This window comes from Peribacillus asahii (assembly GCF_003570725.1).
Taxonomy (GTDB): Bacteria; Bacillota; Bacilli; order Bacillales; family DSM-1321; genus Peribacillus; species Peribacillus asahii.
The window spans coordinates 1-16759 of sequence record NZ_QWVS01000066.1; the positions used below are offsets into that span (position 1 = coordinate 1).

The window sequence follows — 16759 nt, forward strand, 5'->3', positions numbered from 1 at the left end:
CAGTAACAAAGGCTTTCAGCCGTAGAGCAAACCACCCGTGATAACGGGTGGTTTTGATTTTATCTTAAAGATATTTCTAGTTTATAAAGGTATACGTTATAGAACAACAAAAACTAATACTCAGATAAAAAATAATAGGTAAAATTCAACATTTGGCAAAGGACCCAACCAGTTCATCTAGGGTCCTTTGTGATTAATGCCTGTATCAGAATGAAGTTATATAAATGTATAATCACTCTTATCCTAAGAAAATCAGTGCCGCTTTTTTAAAATTGTTGCGACTAATTATGATATTAATTTAGAATTTAATGTAATGTGGTAAAATATTCATATTGATAAAATAATTAAAATGGTATATGAAAGGTAATTTTCAATGAATACGCTAGAAATAAAAACTATGCCGTTTACTCAGTCTTCGATAGACTCCTTACATGGTAAATCTTATTCTGATTATCCAGTTGTATATTTTTTAAACAATAATACTCTGGCTTACATTGGAGAGACAGTAGCCGTAAGAAGTCGTATGAGAAATCATTTGAATAACCCGGAAAGAAAATCATTAGATAAGATGACATTGATTATTCATGAAAAATTCAATCGTTCAGCAACTTATAATATTGAAACTAAACTTATTAATTATTTTTTAGCAGATGAACGCTATAAACTTCAAAATAAGAGTCAGACAGCGGATAGTATTAGTCATGATTATTATGATAAACCGTTTTTTAATGAAGAGTTATTTAATGAATTATGGGACCAGTTAAAGGAAAGGGATTATGTTACCCACTCAAGAGAAGTTATAGAAAATAAAGATATTTTTAAATTATCTCCTTTCAAAGAGTTGTCGATGGATCAAATTGAATTAAAAGTTAAAATTATTGATGTTTGTGAAAAACATATTAATGACGACCAACCATTTGTTTTCCTTGTTAAAGGTGAAGCAGGTACAGGTAAGAGTGTTGTATTAAGCGCCGTTTTTAATCGGATTCAAGAGCTAGCAAAGGAGAAATCATCAGCTCTTTATAACAGTAATAATTTTTTATTAGTAAATCATACTGAAATGTTAAAAACATACCATAAAATTGCGGGAAAAGTAAAAGCACTTAGAAAGAATAACTTTGACAAACCTACTCCTTTTATTAACAAACGAAAAAAGTCCAATCAAAAAGCTGATATTGTGTTTGTAGACGAAGCGCATTTGTTGTTAACCAGACCAGATAGCTTTAATAATTTTAAAGAGAATAACCATTTAGAAGAAATTATGAAACATAGCAAAATTGTTATCCTAGTATTTGATGATAAGCAAGTGTTAAAAATGAAAAGTTATTGGGATGAAAATAAGCTACTCAGTCTTGTAGACAGTCGTCATTCAGAAGAATATATATTAAAAAATCAATTTCGCATGCGTGCAAGTCATAAAATGATTAGTTGGATTGGCCATTTTGTTGCAAAAAAGATAACATCTATTCCTCAAAAAGAAGAGTTTGATTTTCAAATTTTTGATTCAGCGGCTAAGATGTATAAAGAAATATGTGAGAAAAATAAAAAATTTGGCTTAGCAAGAATGGTATCAACATTTGATTACGTTCATAAAAAAGATGGTGAGACCTACTATATAGAAGAAGATCAATTTAAATTACCATGGAATACTACTGAGGGAGATGCTACCTGGGCTGAAAGGGAAGATACAATAAGGGAAGTTGGTTCTATTTATACAATCCAAGGTTTCGATCTGAATTATGTTGGTGTAATTTTAGGACCATCGGTTGCTTATGATGAGGAAAATGATGAATTGAAAATTATTACAGAAAACTATAAGGATACAGAGGCTTTCAGAGGTAAAGATGAATTTGATAACCCTCAATACATAAAAGAAAAAATCATATTAAATTCGATAAATGTTTTATTAAAGAGGGGAATAAAGGGTCTATATATATTTGCAAGTGATTTAAAACTAAGAGCAAGGTTATTAGAACTTTACTGGAACCGTACAGAAGATTATAGAAATATGAAAATAGCAGAGGAAAAAAGTGATTATCGTTAATAAATTGATACTATTTTTGAGCAAGTAAAGATAGGGGATTTGGCCTTGGAGTATTTGGAGTCATTTAATATTAAAGATAGTAAAAGAGTAGATAAAATAATAGCAGAACTAAAAGATAACTTCCCTGAAATCGATTGGCAAACACAGTGGTACGAACATGAAGATATAATAGACAATCCAACTAGTTATATTTCGTTAATTGTTCCAGCTTCTCAACATGAAGAAGCTGAACAAATTTACCAACAATTAAAGGAGAAAGGATTTGATTTTGAATCATCAATCTTTAAACCGTTAATTAAGGAAATTGTAGAATTTAGAGACAAAAGAGATTGGAAGCAATTCCACAATCCAAAGGATCTAGCTATATCCCTTTCTTTGGAAGCAAGTGAGTTATTGGAAAACTTTCAATGGAAAACAAGTGAAGCAGCCATAGACGACAATATTGATAATATTATCGACGAATTAGCAGATGTGGTTATATATGCATTATTAATGTCTAATGAGCTAGAAATAAATTTAGAGCAAGCAATCAAAAGAAAGATCCGTAAAAATAGCCAAAAATACCCGGTTGATAAATCTTTTGGATCAAGTAAGAAATATACGGATTTACAAGATTGAGCTAATAATACATATATTTTAAAATTTTGAAGTGTTGTTTTTTCTTTAGAATCCCACGGTGATGCGCATATAGCGGAGGTGGTTGCTAGGTGTTGTTCACGTAGTCTGTCATACACTTCTTGATGAATTAAGAGGCGTAAAACATGGTCTTTTTCCTTTGTAATTAGCGATTGTAAAATTTAAAATCGCTGTTGGCAAAAGGGGCGGAGTACTTAAAAAGAGTTTTAAAATATTGGGGTTGATTATTAAAAAAAGAAGTGAAACAAATTTGTATTACTCTTTATTTTCAGTAAATTCAGTATTGACAACTTGAGTTTATCGATATATTATCATATTTAATTACATAATAATAAGCAACGATTGGAAATAGTAAAAGGATTTATAAGCTTTTCAGAGAGCTGATGGTTGGTGAGAATCAGTAGTTATAACCTTTGAACTCGTCCAAGAGCTACTCCCTGAACATAATTAGTAGGGGATGTCGGTTTTCTACCGTTATGAAGATAGGTGGTGATTGCCACCGAAAATGAGTGGATTAATCTAACTATGATTAATCAATTAGAGTGGTACCGCGAGCAACGCCTCGTCTCTATGGTTTTTTAGAGACGGGGCTTTTTTATTTTTAAATAAACGAACAATTATTATAAAAAAGGTGGGAGTCAGGATGAAAAATATCAATAAATATTCTAGAGGTTACTTTATGCCTCCAGTTCAAAGCTTGAAATGGACAGAAAAGGAGTATATTACAGAAGCTCCTACCTGGTGTAGTGTGGATCTTCGCGATGGAAATCAGGCTTTGGTCGTCCCGATGAATTTAGAGGAAAAGTTAGAATATTTTCAGTTGCTTTTACAAGTAGGTTTCAAGGAAATCGAAGTCGGTTTTCCAGCTGCTTCGGAGACTGAATTTACATTTTTACGTACATTAATTGAAGAAAATTTAATTCCGGATGATGTGACAATTCAAGTTTTGACACAGTCCAGAGAACATATTATCCAAAAAACATTTGAAGCGTTACAGGGTGCGAATAGAGCAGTGGTGCACTTGTACAATTCCACATCTGTGGCACAGCGTGAGCAAGTATTTAGAAAATCTAAGGAAGAGATTATCGATATTGCTGTAACTGGAGCAAAAATGCTTAAGAAATATGCTGATGAAACTGAAGGGAATTTTCAATTTCAATATTCTCCTGAAAGCTTCACAGGCACAGAAGTGGAATTTGCGCTTGAAATCTGTAATAAGGTACTTGATATTTGGCAGCCGACAGTTGATAACAAGGTAATTATTAACCTGCCAGCTACTGTATCCATGTCTATGCCTCACGTTTACGCAAGTCAAATTGAGTATATGAGTGACAATCTAAACTACCGAGATAATGTAATCTTATCGCTTCATCCACACAATGACAGAGGAACTGGGGTGGCAGATGCCGAGCTAGGAATGCTTGCCGGAGCCCAAAGAGTCGAGGGAACATTGTTTGGAAACGGAGAAAGAACAGGAAATGTGGACATCGTAACACTTGCATTAAATATGTTTTCACACGGGGTAGATCCAAAGCTGAATTTTGAAAATATCCCTGCGATTATATCTAAATATGAAAAATTAACAAGAATGAAGGTTCACGAAAGACACCCATATGGCGGTGAACTTGTCTTTACTGCATTTTCAGGTTCCCATCAAGATGCCATTGCTAAAGGTATGAAATGGCGCGAGGAAGAAGAACGTCAGTATTGGACTGTACCTTATCTATTAATTGATCCGATGGATATTGGAAGAGAATATGAGGGGGATATCATCCGAATTAACAGTCAATCCGGTAAGGGAGGAATCGGTTATATTCTTCAGCAAACGTATGGAATTGATATCCCTGCCGAAATGCGTGAGAGCTTCGGATATAGTGTGAAAAATGTTTCAGATCATATGCACAAGGAACTTATGCCGAACGAAATCTATGACATTTTCATGAAGGAATATGTGAATATTAACACTCCTGTCGAATTTATCCGTTATCAATATACCGAAAATGGCCAGTACGAAACGATTGTATCGATTCGGATGAATAACGAAGAACATGAATTTTCAGGTGTAGGAAATGGAAGACTGGATGCTATCAGCAATGCTCTTCAAACCAAACTGGATATCGACTATACCAATTTGGTCTATAAGCAGCATGCGTTAGAAATAGGCTCAGGATCAAACGCTGTATCTTATGTAGGAATCACAGCTAAGAATGGTACGGTATATTGGGGATGCGGAATTGACACTGATATCATGACTTCTTCAGTAAAAGCCCTATTTAGCGCCATTAACAACATGGTATCCAGCTTACAACTTCCTGTTGGAAAAGAATTTATCCATTCAAAAGAATAAATGAGAAAATAGTATTATCTTTTATGACACAATATGTTCTTATGCTTGCTTTACATGTTAAACTCGATTTTGGATGATAAAGCCGATAAAAAACTACGATATAATTGGTTGAACTGCACCCCAATTGTTAGACACTGACAATTCGGGGTGCAGTTTTTTTATGCAATGAAGATAGATGATAGTTCTTCTGCTAAAATTTCGCATTTGTCAAGAACACCTGCTCCAGCAACGGATCGAGAAGAGGGATTAACTTGTAAATGGTCGTAAGGCTAATAAACTAAGGTCGTTCATCTATATGCCTTTTAATTACATAATACATTTCGATAGTGTCAAAATGTATTATATAAGAAAAATGTTTCTGCTTATCGTTGGTAATTAGAGAAGCTATCTTATATACTTGAAAAGAAATTTAATTTCAAGGAGGAATAAAGGTTTACTATCGTTAAACAAAAAGCTTATAGACCGACTTGATAGATTAAAAATTATTCTTACAACTGTAGAGGAAGTGATTGCATGCCCACATTAAATGGGAAAACTGCTCTAATTACTGGAGCTGGTAGAGGAATTGGAAAAGCAACTGCATTGGCATTAGCAAAAGAAGGTGTGAATCTTGGCTTGATTGGTTTAAATATGACTAATCTTGAAGAGCTATCAAGCGAATTGCAACAATTTGATATAGAAGTGTCAGTAGCATCTGCGGATGTATCGGATCTTGAAGCTGTTAATCATGCTGTTGCTCACATTAAATCAGAACTTGGAGACATTGATATCTTAGTTAACAACGCAGGTATCGCTAAGTTTGGAGGCTTTCTTGATTTAACCCCGGAAGAATGGGAAAAAATCATTCGAGTAAACTTAATGGGAGTATACAATGTTACACGAGTTGTTTTACCTGATATGATTGAAAGAAAATCAGGTGATATCGTGAATATCTCTTCGACAGCTGGACAAAAAGGAGCACCTGTTACAAGTGCTTATAGCGCTTCTAAATTTGGTGTTTTAGGTTTAACTGAGTCCCTTATGTTAGAGGTAAGAAAACATAATATCCGTGTTACTGCTTTAACGCCAAGTACAGTTGCAACTGATTTAGCCTATGAAGCTAACCTTATTTCTGGGAACCCTGAAAATGTCATGCAACCAGAAGACTTAGCTGAACTTCTTGTAGCTGGATTAAAACTAAATCCAAGAGTTGTTCTAAAAAATGCCGGATTATGGACAACTAATCCTTAAATTAGCTCATTAAGCTACATACGGCAATCGGACGTTTATCATAAAATACATCTCCTATCTTAATGTAGCATGAAGATGAAAAAGCGAAGCAAACAAAAATAGTCCCGAAAACACAATTGTTATCGTGTATCCGGGGCTATTTGACGTTTACTTGTGAAATATTTAATAGATGGAACAATCACAATAGAGACTACTAGAACGCGGAACAATTGAAATGCTGTAACAATGGTACTGTTAGCATGAACTGACGCAGAAATAATCCCCATTTGATCAAGACCACCAGGCACGATACTTAAAAAGCTCGTTTTAAAGTCGAGCGGATAAAATTTCATTGCTAATAGAGCGAGGCCGAATGCACTTGCGATATATAGAAACGATGAAACGAACGCATAGAAAATCAGCTTTTTCGATAGGTGAAGATTTTCTTTTTTCATAAGCAATCCGATATAAATGCCCAGCACAATTTGTGCAACATGAAGTGCGCTTACCGGAATTTCTGGAATCTCGATAGTTGCAAGTTGTAAGCCCATAAATAAAAATACCGGACCAAGCATATAGCCGGTAGGGATTTTTATTTTCATGGCGATAAAGCCAGCAATGTAACTTGAAGCAAAAAACAATAAAAATGGCAACGTGTAATGCGCGTCTGAAACAGATGTGCTCGAGCTACTGCTACTACCTACAACGAGCATTGGTACAAAGCCGACAATGCAGAGTACACGGAGCACTTGATAAAATGTAATCATCGTAATATGTTTACTACCTTGTTCTTCAGCATAAGCAACAATTTGTGTCATACCACCGGGCACACAGCTAGTAAGTGCGGTAAGTTGGTCAACTTTCACACGTTTAACTATAACCCAGCTGATGAAAATAAATAAAATAATATAAAGGACATTTAATGAAATCATCGCAGGTAAATAAAGCCGAATATCTGCAAGTGCCTCAAGAGTAAAGGCATGGCCAATCGAATACCCAGCAATAACTAAACCAAAATTTCGAAAGTGTTTATTCCATTTTAAAGAAAGCGGGGTCGTTAATTGTAAAACTAATATTGTTAGCAAGGGTCCGAGAAGCCATGGCATCGGGATATGTAACAATTGAAAAACATAGGCGCCAATGACACCAAGTATTGCAGTTAATAAATAGCTTTTGGCTATTGCCATAAAGGACACCTCAATTCATAAAAAACTTGTTCTATTATTTCATATTCATCCGATTTTTTAAAGGAATTGTAATGAATTTGAGGTAGATGCAGCTTGTTTTACCGTGGCTATTCAAAATCGTTCACTATTTAAATATGTAAGGGAAAAGGATTGTATAGACGACTTTCTAATAGCTTTTGAGCATGTTGTATTAGCAGTTGCCAGTTGGAAAAGTAACAGCGGCGACTTTGACAGAAGAAGGGGTAGAGTGTTTGATTGTACCAGATAATGGAATGATGGGAGCGGTGGTTATAGAGTTGTCACGTTGTTTTCACAGCACTGATAGATGATCGAGGGTAACGATCTGTAAAAATATCCTTAGAAAACCGTTACATTATTTTTCTAGAGTATGATAAGTGATACCAACGTCAAAAGACGTCTCTACAGATAATTGTAGAGGCGTTTTTTGATTGCGTGCCAAACTTGAACACCTTCATAAAGTTGTCTAGGTTAATGTTGGTAATCCAGTTTTTCTCTAACGATAGGAAGAGTGCAGCATCTGAATGCTCCTCCAGATTTTATGATTTCCGTAATATCAACCTCAATCAGTTCGTAGCTTCTTTTTCTCAGTTCTTTGTTAACCTTTGTATTGACAGGCAGAGAAATAATTTTCTTATTTCCGATTGAAAGCACATTCGTCCCAAGAGTAAATTGCTCCTCTTCGGTTACTTCAATTAAATCGTATCTAGATGCCAGCAGGTTCAATTGTTCTTTATTAATTTCTCCAGGAAAAATCAATGCTTCGTTCGGGGAAATGATATTAAATACACAATCTAGATGGAGATAGGTATCAGTAAATGGAATAGGGATGACATCAAATTCAGGAAGAAGCTTCTGGAGCTTTTCAATAGACTCGATGTTTGTTCGCTCACTAACCCCGACATAAATCGTATTTCGATCTATCAGGACATCGCCTCCCTCTATTCGATCTCCTGTTAGGTTATGAAAAGGTACATGTTTGTTTTGAAGCCATTCTTTCAGCACATTTTCTTCGCCTGTCCTGATGTCTGTCCCCATCTCGGCTACAAAAACTTTCTCTCCGAGTGTAAATCCTATATCCCGAGTAAATACTTGCTCGGGATACTTGTTATAAGAAGGAAGTAGGATAACCTCTATTCCTAATTTTCTAAGGGCTGATACAAAATTAGCATGCTGAGTCATTGCGGTTTTAATATGAATGCCCTCATCTTCAAAATGTTTCTGTGTTTCATTAATCACGTCTTTAATTCTCATGTATTGTGGTTCACATAAAATAACTTGTTTCAAAGGATTGTACTCACTAAAACAATTCGCTCTCATAGCTATCACTTCCTACAAAAAGTTCTAGTCATACTATCTCCTAAGTCTATTGAGATATACCATAAAAAGGTTAAAACAAAATATTAAGTGGCACAGGCTTGTTTATAATAATCTTGATAAGGTTAAATCAGTGATTGGAGGGATTCGATATGTTTAATCTTTTAAATCGTAACAACTTAAGGTTTATCGATAATCAAAGGACTTGGTAGTGGAACAAGAAAAAACCGGATATGTTAGAGCTTAAAAGAATTATGTAGTTTTTCGGAAATCAAATTTCTTCTGCTTATTCTTTGTATTCTGGATGGTTATGTCGCTTACATCCGAATAGATAGCAAGCTCCAGTTGCTGCAGGTTCAAATTCTATCAACGGGTTATGTCCAGATGAAATTAGTTTGACCATATTTTCATACTGGTTTTTATCCTTACGTAATTGCTGGATATATGTTTCTTTATCACTTTCTGCCCAATTTTCTTCACATTCTTCTTCATGAGCAGCTTTAATTTCTTCGTCTTTTTGTTGAATAGCTTCATGTACTACTTCATGGATGCGGGGGATATTGTTTGTATTAAAAAGAGCATAGATAAATCGGCTTATCCAATAAGGTTCTTTCCAGTATTCTTTCCATCCTTTTTCAAACCAATGTATCGCTTCTTTAAAACAATCTAATTCAACATATAAATCAGCAATCTCAATTTCTCTTACAAATTCGTCCACTCCTACATTGAACGCATCTAGTTTGTCTTTTGCTTCTATTTTCTTTCCAAGTTCAATTAAACATTTAATATGACTGTACATGGCATCGTCGGAATTTCCTGCAACTCGTAGAAAAAAGTCACAAGCTTCCTTTAAGTCTCCAAGATAATACTTTGCTACGGCTAAATTATGATAAGCTTCACTGGATGGTTGAATTGAAATGGACTTCAGTAATACGTCTGAAGCAAGCTTCCACTTTTTTTGCCTAATATAAATTTCCCCCAATATGTTATAAGGAAAATAAGAGGAGGGATTCATATAAATTGCTTCTTGAATTAATTCGAGGGCTTTGTTATCGTCCTCCTCTTCGTAACTGTACATCCAAGCAAGATTATTCAGAGACTGAATATTTCTTGATTCTTTTACTGCTTTTTGAAAAAGTACTAAGGCTTCTTCATACTCATTTTTTTCAAATAGATTAATAGCCTTTTGGTTGGTATTCAATCATGTACCTCCATTTCTTGATGATTTTTATTATCTAGCATATTATTTCAAACTATGAAGTGCAGTTGAAACTCGAAACAAAACGAGTGGGAGAGTTTCAAAGTCCTTATTCAATTATTTGCTTACGTTAGTGGAATAACAATATTTTTTAATTTAATTTAATAATCTATTCACACGAACGACATTTCGCAGAACTTGTATTTTATTGAACATTTCTCCTCTATAAACATGTTATGATAGATTATAAGATAGATTTTGACACCGTCTAGAATGTGAGGTTCATGATGATTACCAATACAAAAGAATTGAAATCCCAATTGAATAAGTTAATTAGTGATCCCGATTTTTTACGATTACAGGAATCTTTTGAAAAAGAAAGTTTGTTTCAATTATTAGGTTTTGGACACCGCGAGACAATGCATAGCGCATTTATTAGTTGGCTACTCTCGCCAACTTCTTCGTTAAATTTAGGCTCATTCCCACTGAAGCGTTTTCTCTACTACATTTGTGAAGAGAACGTTTCGAATATGAAAACAACTATTGATTTTGATTTGATTGAATCGGATGCAATGGAGTTAGAAAAAATGGAAGTCGCTACTGAGGTAACAGCTTCTGCCGTTGATCCGGATACAAATACGAAATTAAAGGCCCGATTTGATTTGTATTTAACGAACGACTTTATACGAATTATTGTGGAAAATAAAGTATTATCACGTGAAAATAAAGATCAAACCGAAACATATACAAAAATTTTAAATAATTTGGATGACTCGTATACATATGATTTAAAGGTATTTTTATCTCCTGATTCTACAGTAAAACCAAAATGTCCGGAGTTTATTCAAGTCGATTATCAAGGACTATATGATTTTGTCATTGTACCTTGCTTAAACCATCCCAAAATTTCAATTGCGAATAAAAACCTTTTAGAACAATATGTCCATAACTTACGCATGGTATATAGAGGAGTGAATAAACCCATGGCAAAAGTAAACGATGAATTATGTATCGCCATTTATAATAAATATAAAGATGTATTAGATGAAATTTTTGATGCCGTAAAAAATGAGACACCTGAAAAGCGGAAAGTTAAAACTTCTTCTACCGTTCGTACATCGAAAATATCTTGGAATGAAATCTATCCTCGTCTAAATGAAGACGAGAAATATTTAGAATCTACTTATGGAAACACCATTACTAAAGCAGAACTCGATTTAACTAGCGGCCATATACTTTTCCAAGGTAAAGAATACAGCAGTCTTTCAAGTGCCGCAATTGCAGCGGTTAACTCCATCAAAGGTGAAAACTACACAGACCGTTACAACGGATTTGAATTCTGGAGCATCGTCTATCCAAATGGTGAAAAGAAAAAACTATCTGAAGTACGTGTTGATATCGCATTAGCACTTGCACAAGATGAGGAAGATTAAAAAGAAGAAAAGTCGTAATAAAAAACGCTCAGAAAATTGTTTCTGGGCGTTACTATTACTGGTCTTATTTAATGGGTAGGTATAACAAGAGAAACAGTTTCCGGAGCTTCTTATGACATTCTAAGTTCTTCACCGCTTGCGCTCCATTTATTAGCAATGACTTGTGCAAAATTGGGTTACTGCAACCACGAAATCGGACAGCATATAAAAATACGCCGCATCCATCCAACGTTCAAAATCAACCTCAGTCATGGTCATTGGGTCTGCAATGATGCATTATTTATAACGTAATACGGTCAATTTCCTAAATGAAACGGGTTGTTTTAAAAGGAAAATCCCACGAATTTAGCTAATAATCCCGCCAAATTCGGAGAAAATCTCGCCAATTCACTATTTTTAAGTCAGCCCTGTTATCATCAACTATTTCAATTGAGTATAAATCTGATGATAAGCTGTTGCTTCTTTAACCATCCCTTTATTTTGATATATTTTGGATAGCTGCAATACAGGAGCAGGGGAGTTCGGATGAAGTTCCATTTCCCATGAGAAACATTCAATGGCTTCATCATATTGTTTAAACTCTGCATAATATTGACCTAATTCCAGCATGTGATCGGGATCTTCTAGTAAGGTTATCATTTTATTTATTTTCTGAATGACTGAAGAATGTGGAACCAATTTTTGAATCGGTAGAAGTTTTTCATGAACCGTTTTAAGCTCATAGGTTACTAGTAATTTACCAATAATCTGTATTAGTTTTTGTTCAGACTGGTTATCGTCATCTTTTAGAACTAGTTGTTGAACGACCAACATAAAGGTATCTAAATGAGAGGCGATAAATGTGGAATCTAAATGCTCCCATAATGAATGTAAGATGTCATCATAGGCAGTAGGGAGAGCATCAAGGAATTTTAATAAAAATAGAGCGGCTGTTTCATAATGCTCATTTTGAATCATCTCGTCAATGATTGATTTTGTGTGAGGTAACACTTGAAACGGATTAATATTCAAGTAGCCTAAAGTTAGAATCCACTTTTCCATTGAAATATATTGCAAGGCCATACGTGTATACTTCTCGACTGAATCTGCTGGAGAACATTTTTCTACTTTCTCCATCCATAGTAATACGATTTCTAAGAACGAGTCTTGTTTTCTCAATAAATCTTCTAGAATTTTATATTCATCAGGTTGAAATCGATTTTGGAAGCAATACCATTCGACAAAAAGAGGATCTTTTTGGTGAATGACAGGTAGTGATGAGGAGCTGTAAAAATCTCTATAAGAATAAAAATCTAATGAATTCTTTATTTCTCTGGCTGAATTTAAATCGGGAGCAAAGTCCGCTAATATCCGAATAATTTGAAAGGCCTGTATAAAGTTACCGTTTCTTCTGTAGTGGTAAAAGATTTTGTAAATGACATTTGTTAGTTGTTCTTTTGAAAAATAGGAGTCTAGAGTTGTAGAGATGTAGGCAACTTCCGGAAGAGAATATTTCTGTTGAAGTTGAGAGAAAAGCTTGTTTTTATTTGGAATAGTGGCAGTTTCGCTGGGGATTAATGCGGGTAGAAACGGATGGTCTTCATGTAAGATGATACCAGTTTTACGTATTTTGTTTATAAATGATTCTTTCTCTACTTTTTCTAATGGTTCACCATATACAAGAGAATTTTTATAGTAAATAAGATAATAATTTTCATTTAAAGAGGTTTGTACTTCTACCATCGTACATCGTGAGAATACGACTGCTTGTTTCACTTGTCCCTTTGATAGTTTCTTTTTTTCTTTGATGGAAATTTCAATTGGCATTATAACTTCATTATTCATATCTAAAACAGCCCCTTATGATCGTCTATAGTAAAAAGTAATTGTTATCTCATTATAACATAGCATTTTTCTAATTTTCAGAGGGAGCAGGCATTGAATGCTAGGGAAAACAATGTTGAACAGAGATAGATTATCTCATGTGTCAAAGAGGCTGGGACAAAACTCTCCTCCGCACACTCGTGACTTCAGTCGTGAGTAGTTCAAAAGGTTAAATCAGTGATTGGAGGGCCTCGATATGTTTAATCTTTCAAATCATAACAACTTAAAGGTTCAGTGATAATCAAAGGACTTGGTAGTTGAACAAGAAAAAACGGGATATGTTAGAGCTTAAAAGGTGACTACCTAAAGTTAAAATTGTGTTTTTTATTAGAGGGTTTGTCCCATACAAAAAGCTCTCAAACGAATAGATTAATAATAGATTTAAGTATATTTTTTAAATCTAAAACAATATTAATGGAAGGGAGTTTTTATCCAGAATGAAACGGCATGACTATCTCTATATTGGAGACGGCTTCGACAACACTGTGAAGACATTTGATGCAGAATCGGGCAGGTTCCTTGGAAGATTTGTTCCATCAGGTGACAACGACTTAAATGGTCCCCGAGGGCTTATCTTCGACCATAATGGTAATCTCCTTGTTACTAACCAAAACGTTGAGCCTCCTCCTCCTCCAGTACCTCAAAATGGAAGTATTTTGAAGTACGACGGACACACTGGAAAGTTTCTGGGATATCTCGTCAGTCTCAACGACCCTAACGCCCCGTTCGCCCCGCGCGGTATCATTCTTTCGAAACAAAATATTCTGTTTGTGGCAGACGTTATTGTACAGAGCGGACTGAATGGAGAAGTGCGGACATATGATGGTACCACTGGACTGTTTCAGGGGAATCTTGAGCACCCACCTGCAGTACAGTTTTTCCCTCGAAGTGTAGTAATTGGTCCGGACGGCTTGTTATATGTGTCTGTCAGCAACAACATTACTACTCCAGAAGGTCAGCTTGGTGGACGGGTAGTGCGCTATAATCCGAAAACCCGGGAATTCATTGATGTGTTCATTGAAGGCGATTCCAACCCCGATTTTAATCGTCCGGAAGGTTTGGTCTTCGGTCCTAATGGCAACCTTTATATCACAAGTTTCAGAAGGGACCCAAATGACACAGACAAAATTCTTATCTTCGACCGTAAGGGAAGGTTTCTTGATAAAATTGATCTATATGCCGTCGGACAGCCCCGCGCCTTTGCGCAGGCAATCCTGTTTGGTCCAAACGGTAAACTGTTTGTTCCTATTACAGGACCGGGTCCCGGTAATGGCCAGCCTTTGGGACCTGATACAGGTTCTGTACGTCGCTACAACGTTAAGAATAAAACATTTGATGTGTTTGTACGTCCGGCTCTTTTGGGAGGACCGTTAACGGAGCCCTGGTATCTGACATTTGGCAAAACGGACCCCGCAACACTAGCTTACGGGCATGACGAGGAAGAAAGCAGCGACCATGATCATCATCACCACCATCACCACCATAATGATGAAAGCTGTGACTAGAATAGTAGTTAAAATTTGAATATATAAGGAAAGACCGCTACTTGTGTTTAGATAGCGGTCTTTCTTTGGACAAGGTGGTTCTCACGATACAAGTATTACGTCTTTATTTTCTTCATGGAGAGTGTGAAAAAATGTACTTACGCTAACGGGGTGCGATTGCGAAATAAGAGCAGTCGCTTTTTATACGAGCGGTGATTGTTGCATAAGATATGTAATATTTATAAATAGCTAACATTTAACAGGGAAGAGGGGAGTGACGTGAAAAATAAGAAGTTGGGTAGGTGCGATTCTTTAGGATATGAGCAGATACAGGAATTTATCTTACTATCTGCTTTTTGTTGTCTGTAAATGATTCGTTCAAAGAGTAAAGTAATCTAATGTTTTAAAACACTAAAGGCTTTTGCGACTTTTTGTGCAAACGTTAACGGAGGCTCCACAGATTGAAAATGAACATATAAAATATTGGGATTGGTAAAAATCCAGTGATTATGAATAGCGCTTATGATTAGGTTATTACGAACTAATATATTAACAAAAGGCGAGATTTCTTCTTCTAGGAGGACAACTTCTCCAAGATTAAGTGCATTTCCTTCGTGATCCATTGATTCAAACGATATTCCTGCGTGAAGTTCACCACGACTTGGACGTCCTTGAATAGTGACATGAAGATTTCGATTGATTTCTACTGAACAAACTCCATGTTTCAGACTAGCCTTCCCGTTAACAATTTGAGCATATTGATGGCATATATCATGGAAGTTCAGCATAGTAAAACACCTCGTTTTTTCTAAAATCTATGAATTAAGGGGAAGGTCTAGAACTAATAATCATGATGTTAATGCGGATTTCATTGATTATATGCAATAAAAGAAGGTTCTTATTTAATTAATTGAGGGCGTTTCTACAATATGTGGAGGCGCTTTTTTTACTAACGGTTGAACGTATTAGCTGGGGAAACTTAGAAAGTAAGTCAAAGCTCTCAGTTATTCAATTAACGGCAGGCAGTATAAAAAAACTTTAAAACTCACATAAAGTCCTTTTTATACACTAGGGCATATACATGTAAAAATATTCTTTATGTGGGGGATTATATGAAGTTGCAGGGGAGGATAAGTTTAGGTGTTGGTTGGATAACTTTGTTTCTAATGGGTACTGATTTATTTGTGGTATCCCCATTATTACCGTTTATTTCGGAAGCATATGAAGTTAGTGCATCGACCACTGGATGGATGGTAACCGTTTTTGCAGTTACATATGCTTTTTCAGCTCCTTTCTTTGGTTGGTTTTCAGATAAAAAAGGACGGAGAACACTGATTACATTTGGTTTATTGCTGTTCGCTATTTCTAATATGCTAACTGCATTTTCTCCTTCATTTCTATGGCTGATTATTAGTCGTATTTTAGCTGGTTTATCCGTTGCTTCAATCACTCCTTTGATATACGCAATCATTGGAGATATTGCGCCACCCAATCGAAGAGGGACATGGCTTTCGATTGTTGTTTCAGGACACTTAACGGCTCTTTGGGCGGGAGCGCCATTCGGTACGTTATTAGAGCATTTTCTTGGTTAGCGCTCCGTATTTGTTGTAATGGCAATCATAGGGGCCGTATTGGCAGTAGTGAATTTTAAAACGTGGGAATATATTCCTAAAAGGGATTTAACAAGAAAACTCTTAGAAGGAAATCTGTTACGAATACTTGGTTCCGTAAGTGTTACCATCATTTGGGCGATTTCAATGTATACCCTTTATGTTTATTTAGGTGCAGCTCTTTATTCTGAAAATCGATTTTCTTCATCAGAAATCGCATTAGCTGTTACTTTTTATGGTGTCGGTGCTGTTTTAGGAAGTCTTACAAGTGGGAAATTAACAGATAAATTTGGAGAAAGGAAGATTTCGAAGACTACACTAATTTTCTTGACTCTAGTACTCATTTGTTTAGGGATATTCTTCTCATCAGGCGATTGAGTTTATCAAAAAAATAGGCGAGAATACCCCTTCCT

Annotated in this window: 13 protein-coding genes, 1 pseudogene and 1 other annotated feature; of the genes and pseudogenes, 8 read left to right on the forward strand and 6 right to left on the reverse strand. The window is 35.4% G+C overall.

Going from position 1 to position 16759, the window contains the following annotated elements; all coding sequences use genetic code 11:
* Window positions 1–373: 373 nt before the first annotated feature.
* The 4 genes from D1953_RS20475 to D1953_RS20490 all read left to right on the forward strand — a co-directional run bounded on the left by D1953_RS20475 (window position 374) and on the right by D1953_RS20490 (window position 6257).
* The gene (locus D1953_RS20475) at window positions 374–2044 is read left to right on the forward strand and encodes a DUF2075 domain-containing protein (protein WP_119119004.1); all 1671 of its coding nucleotides are present in this window, start codon (window positions 374–376) and stop codon (window positions 2042–2044) included.
* 279 nt (window positions 2045–2323) lie between these two features.
* A complete protein-coding gene (locus D1953_RS20480; protein ID WP_119119014.1) occupies window positions 2324–2662 on the forward strand; it encodes a nucleotide pyrophosphohydrolase in 339 nt (112 codons plus the stop codon).
* A 347-nt stretch (window positions 2663–3009) separates the two neighbouring features.
* Window positions 3010–3253, forward strand: a binding site (T-box leader).
* Window positions 3254–3323: 70 nt separating this feature from the next.
* Window positions 3324–5027, forward strand: a complete 1704-nt coding sequence (locus tag D1953_RS20485) for a 2-isopropylmalate synthase (RefSeq protein WP_119119005.1) — start codon at window positions 3324–3326, stop codon at window positions 5025–5027.
* Window positions 5028–5540: 513 nt separating this feature from the next.
* A complete protein-coding gene (locus D1953_RS20490; RefSeq protein ID WP_119119006.1) occupies window positions 5541–6257 on the forward strand; it encodes a 3-ketoacyl-ACP reductase in 717 nt (238 codons plus the stop codon).
* 119 nt (window positions 6258–6376) lie between these two features.
* Here D1953_RS20490 and D1953_RS20495 read toward each other — a convergent pair whose 3' ends face one another.
* The 3 genes from D1953_RS20495 to D1953_RS20505 all read right to left on the reverse strand — a co-directional run bounded on the left by D1953_RS20495 (window position 6377) and on the right by D1953_RS20505 (window position 9959).
* Window positions 6377–7423 carry an AbrB family transcriptional regulator gene (locus D1953_RS20495; protein WP_119119007.1) on the reverse strand — a complete coding sequence of 349 codons (1047 nt, stop codon included), beginning with the start codon at window positions 7421–7423 and terminating at the stop codon, window positions 6377–6379.
* Between the two features lie 489 nt (window positions 7424–7912).
* Entirely contained in the window at window positions 7913–8761 is an 849-nt protein-coding gene (locus tag D1953_RS20500; RefSeq protein ID WP_119119008.1) for a dimethylarginine dimethylaminohydrolase family protein, read from the reverse strand.
* A gap of 283 nt (window positions 8762–9044) precedes the next feature.
* Entirely contained in the window at window positions 9045–9959 is a 915-nt protein-coding gene (locus D1953_RS20505) for a tetratricopeptide repeat protein (protein ID WP_119119009.1), read from the reverse strand.
* A gap of 281 nt (window positions 9960–10240) precedes the next feature.
* Between D1953_RS20505 and D1953_RS20510 the strand changes: the two genes are divergently transcribed.
* Entirely contained in the window at window positions 10241–11389 is a 1149-nt protein-coding gene (locus D1953_RS20510; protein WP_245980289.1) for a PD-(D/E)XK nuclease family protein, read from the forward strand.
* 113 nt (window positions 11390–11502) lie between these two features.
* On the opposite strand, the pseudogene D1953_RS21865 reads toward D1953_RS20510, so the two are convergent.
* Both D1953_RS21865 and D1953_RS20520 read right to left on the reverse strand, forming a co-directional pair.
* Window positions 11503–11647, reverse strand: a pseudogene (locus D1953_RS21865) (DNA alkylation repair protein); the annotation flags it as partial.
* A gap of 162 nt (window positions 11648–11809) precedes the next feature.
* Entirely contained in the window at window positions 11810–13213 is a 1404-nt protein-coding gene (locus D1953_RS20520) for a tetratricopeptide repeat protein (RefSeq protein ID WP_119119011.1), read from the reverse strand.
* A 476-nt stretch (window positions 13214–13689) separates the two neighbouring features.
* Here D1953_RS20520 and D1953_RS20525 point away from each other — a divergent pair, with 476 nt between their 5' ends.
* A complete protein-coding gene (locus D1953_RS20525; protein WP_119119012.1) occupies window positions 13690–14757 on the forward strand; it encodes an NHL repeat-containing protein in 1068 nt (355 codons plus the stop codon).
* Window positions 14758–15131: 374 nt separating this feature from the next.
* Here the strand turns inward: D1953_RS20525 and D1953_RS20530 are convergent, their stop codons facing one another.
* The gene (locus tag D1953_RS20530; protein ID WP_119119013.1) at window positions 15132–15524 is read right to left on the reverse strand and encodes a DUF1259 domain-containing protein; all 393 of its coding nucleotides are present in this window, start codon (window positions 15522–15524) and stop codon (window positions 15132–15134) included.
* 324 nt (window positions 15525–15848) lie between these two features.
* Between D1953_RS20530 and D1953_RS21500 the strand changes: the two genes are divergently transcribed.
* Window positions 15849–16328 carry an MFS transporter gene (locus tag D1953_RS21500; protein WP_182480699.1) on the forward strand — a complete coding sequence of 160 codons (480 nt, stop codon included), beginning with the start codon at window positions 15849–15851 and terminating at the stop codon, window positions 16326–16328.
* An 18-nt stretch (window positions 16329–16346) separates the two neighbouring features.
* Window positions 16347–16724, forward strand: coding sequence for an MFS transporter (locus D1953_RS21505; RefSeq protein WP_281271588.1), 378 nt, complete (start codon window positions 16347–16349; stop codon window positions 16722–16724).
* Window positions 16725–16759: the final 35 nt, after the last annotated feature.

What these genes read in the sequence shown, in the direction of transcription:
- D1953_RS20475 (WP_119119004.1), top strand. Translation starts at nt 374, where the DNA reads ATGAATACGCTAGAAATAAAAACTATGCCGTTTACTCAGTCTTCGATA.
- D1953_RS20485 (WP_119119005.1), top strand. Translation starts at nt 3,324, where the DNA reads ATGAAAAATATCAATAAATATTCTAGAGGTTACTTTATGCCTCCAGTT.
- D1953_RS20490 (WP_119119006.1), top strand. Translation starts at nt 5,541, where the DNA reads ATGCCCACATTAAATGGGAAAACTGCTCTAATTACTGGAGCTGGTAGA.
- D1953_RS20495 (WP_119119007.1), bottom strand. Translation starts at nt 7,423, where the DNA reads ATGGCAATAGCCAAAAGCTATTTATTAACTGCAATACTTGGTGTCATT.
- D1953_RS20500 (WP_119119008.1), bottom strand. Translation starts at nt 8,761, where the DNA reads ATGAGAGCGAATTGTTTTAGTGAGTACAATCCTTTGAAACAAGTTATT.
- D1953_RS20510 (WP_245980289.1), top strand. Translation starts at nt 10,241, where the DNA reads ATGATGATTACCAATACAAAAGAATTGAAATCCCAATTGAATAAGTTA.
- D1953_RS20520 (WP_119119011.1), bottom strand. Translation starts at nt 13,213, where the DNA reads ATGAATAATGAAGTTATAATGCCAATTGAAATTTCCATCAAAGAAAAA.
- D1953_RS20525 (WP_119119012.1), top strand. Translation starts at nt 13,690, where the DNA reads ATGAAACGGCATGACTATCTCTATATTGGAGACGGCTTCGACAACACT.
- D1953_RS20530 (WP_119119013.1), bottom strand. Translation starts at nt 15,524, where the DNA reads ATGCTGAACTTCCATGATATATGCCATCAATATGCTCAAATTGTTAAC.
- D1953_RS21500 (WP_182480699.1), top strand. Translation starts at nt 15,849, where the DNA reads ATGAAGTTGCAGGGGAGGATAAGTTTAGGTGTTGGTTGGATAACTTTG.
- D1953_RS21505 (WP_281271588.1), top strand. Translation starts at nt 16,347, where the DNA reads ATGGCAATCATAGGGGCCGTATTGGCAGTAGTGAATTTTAAAACGTGG.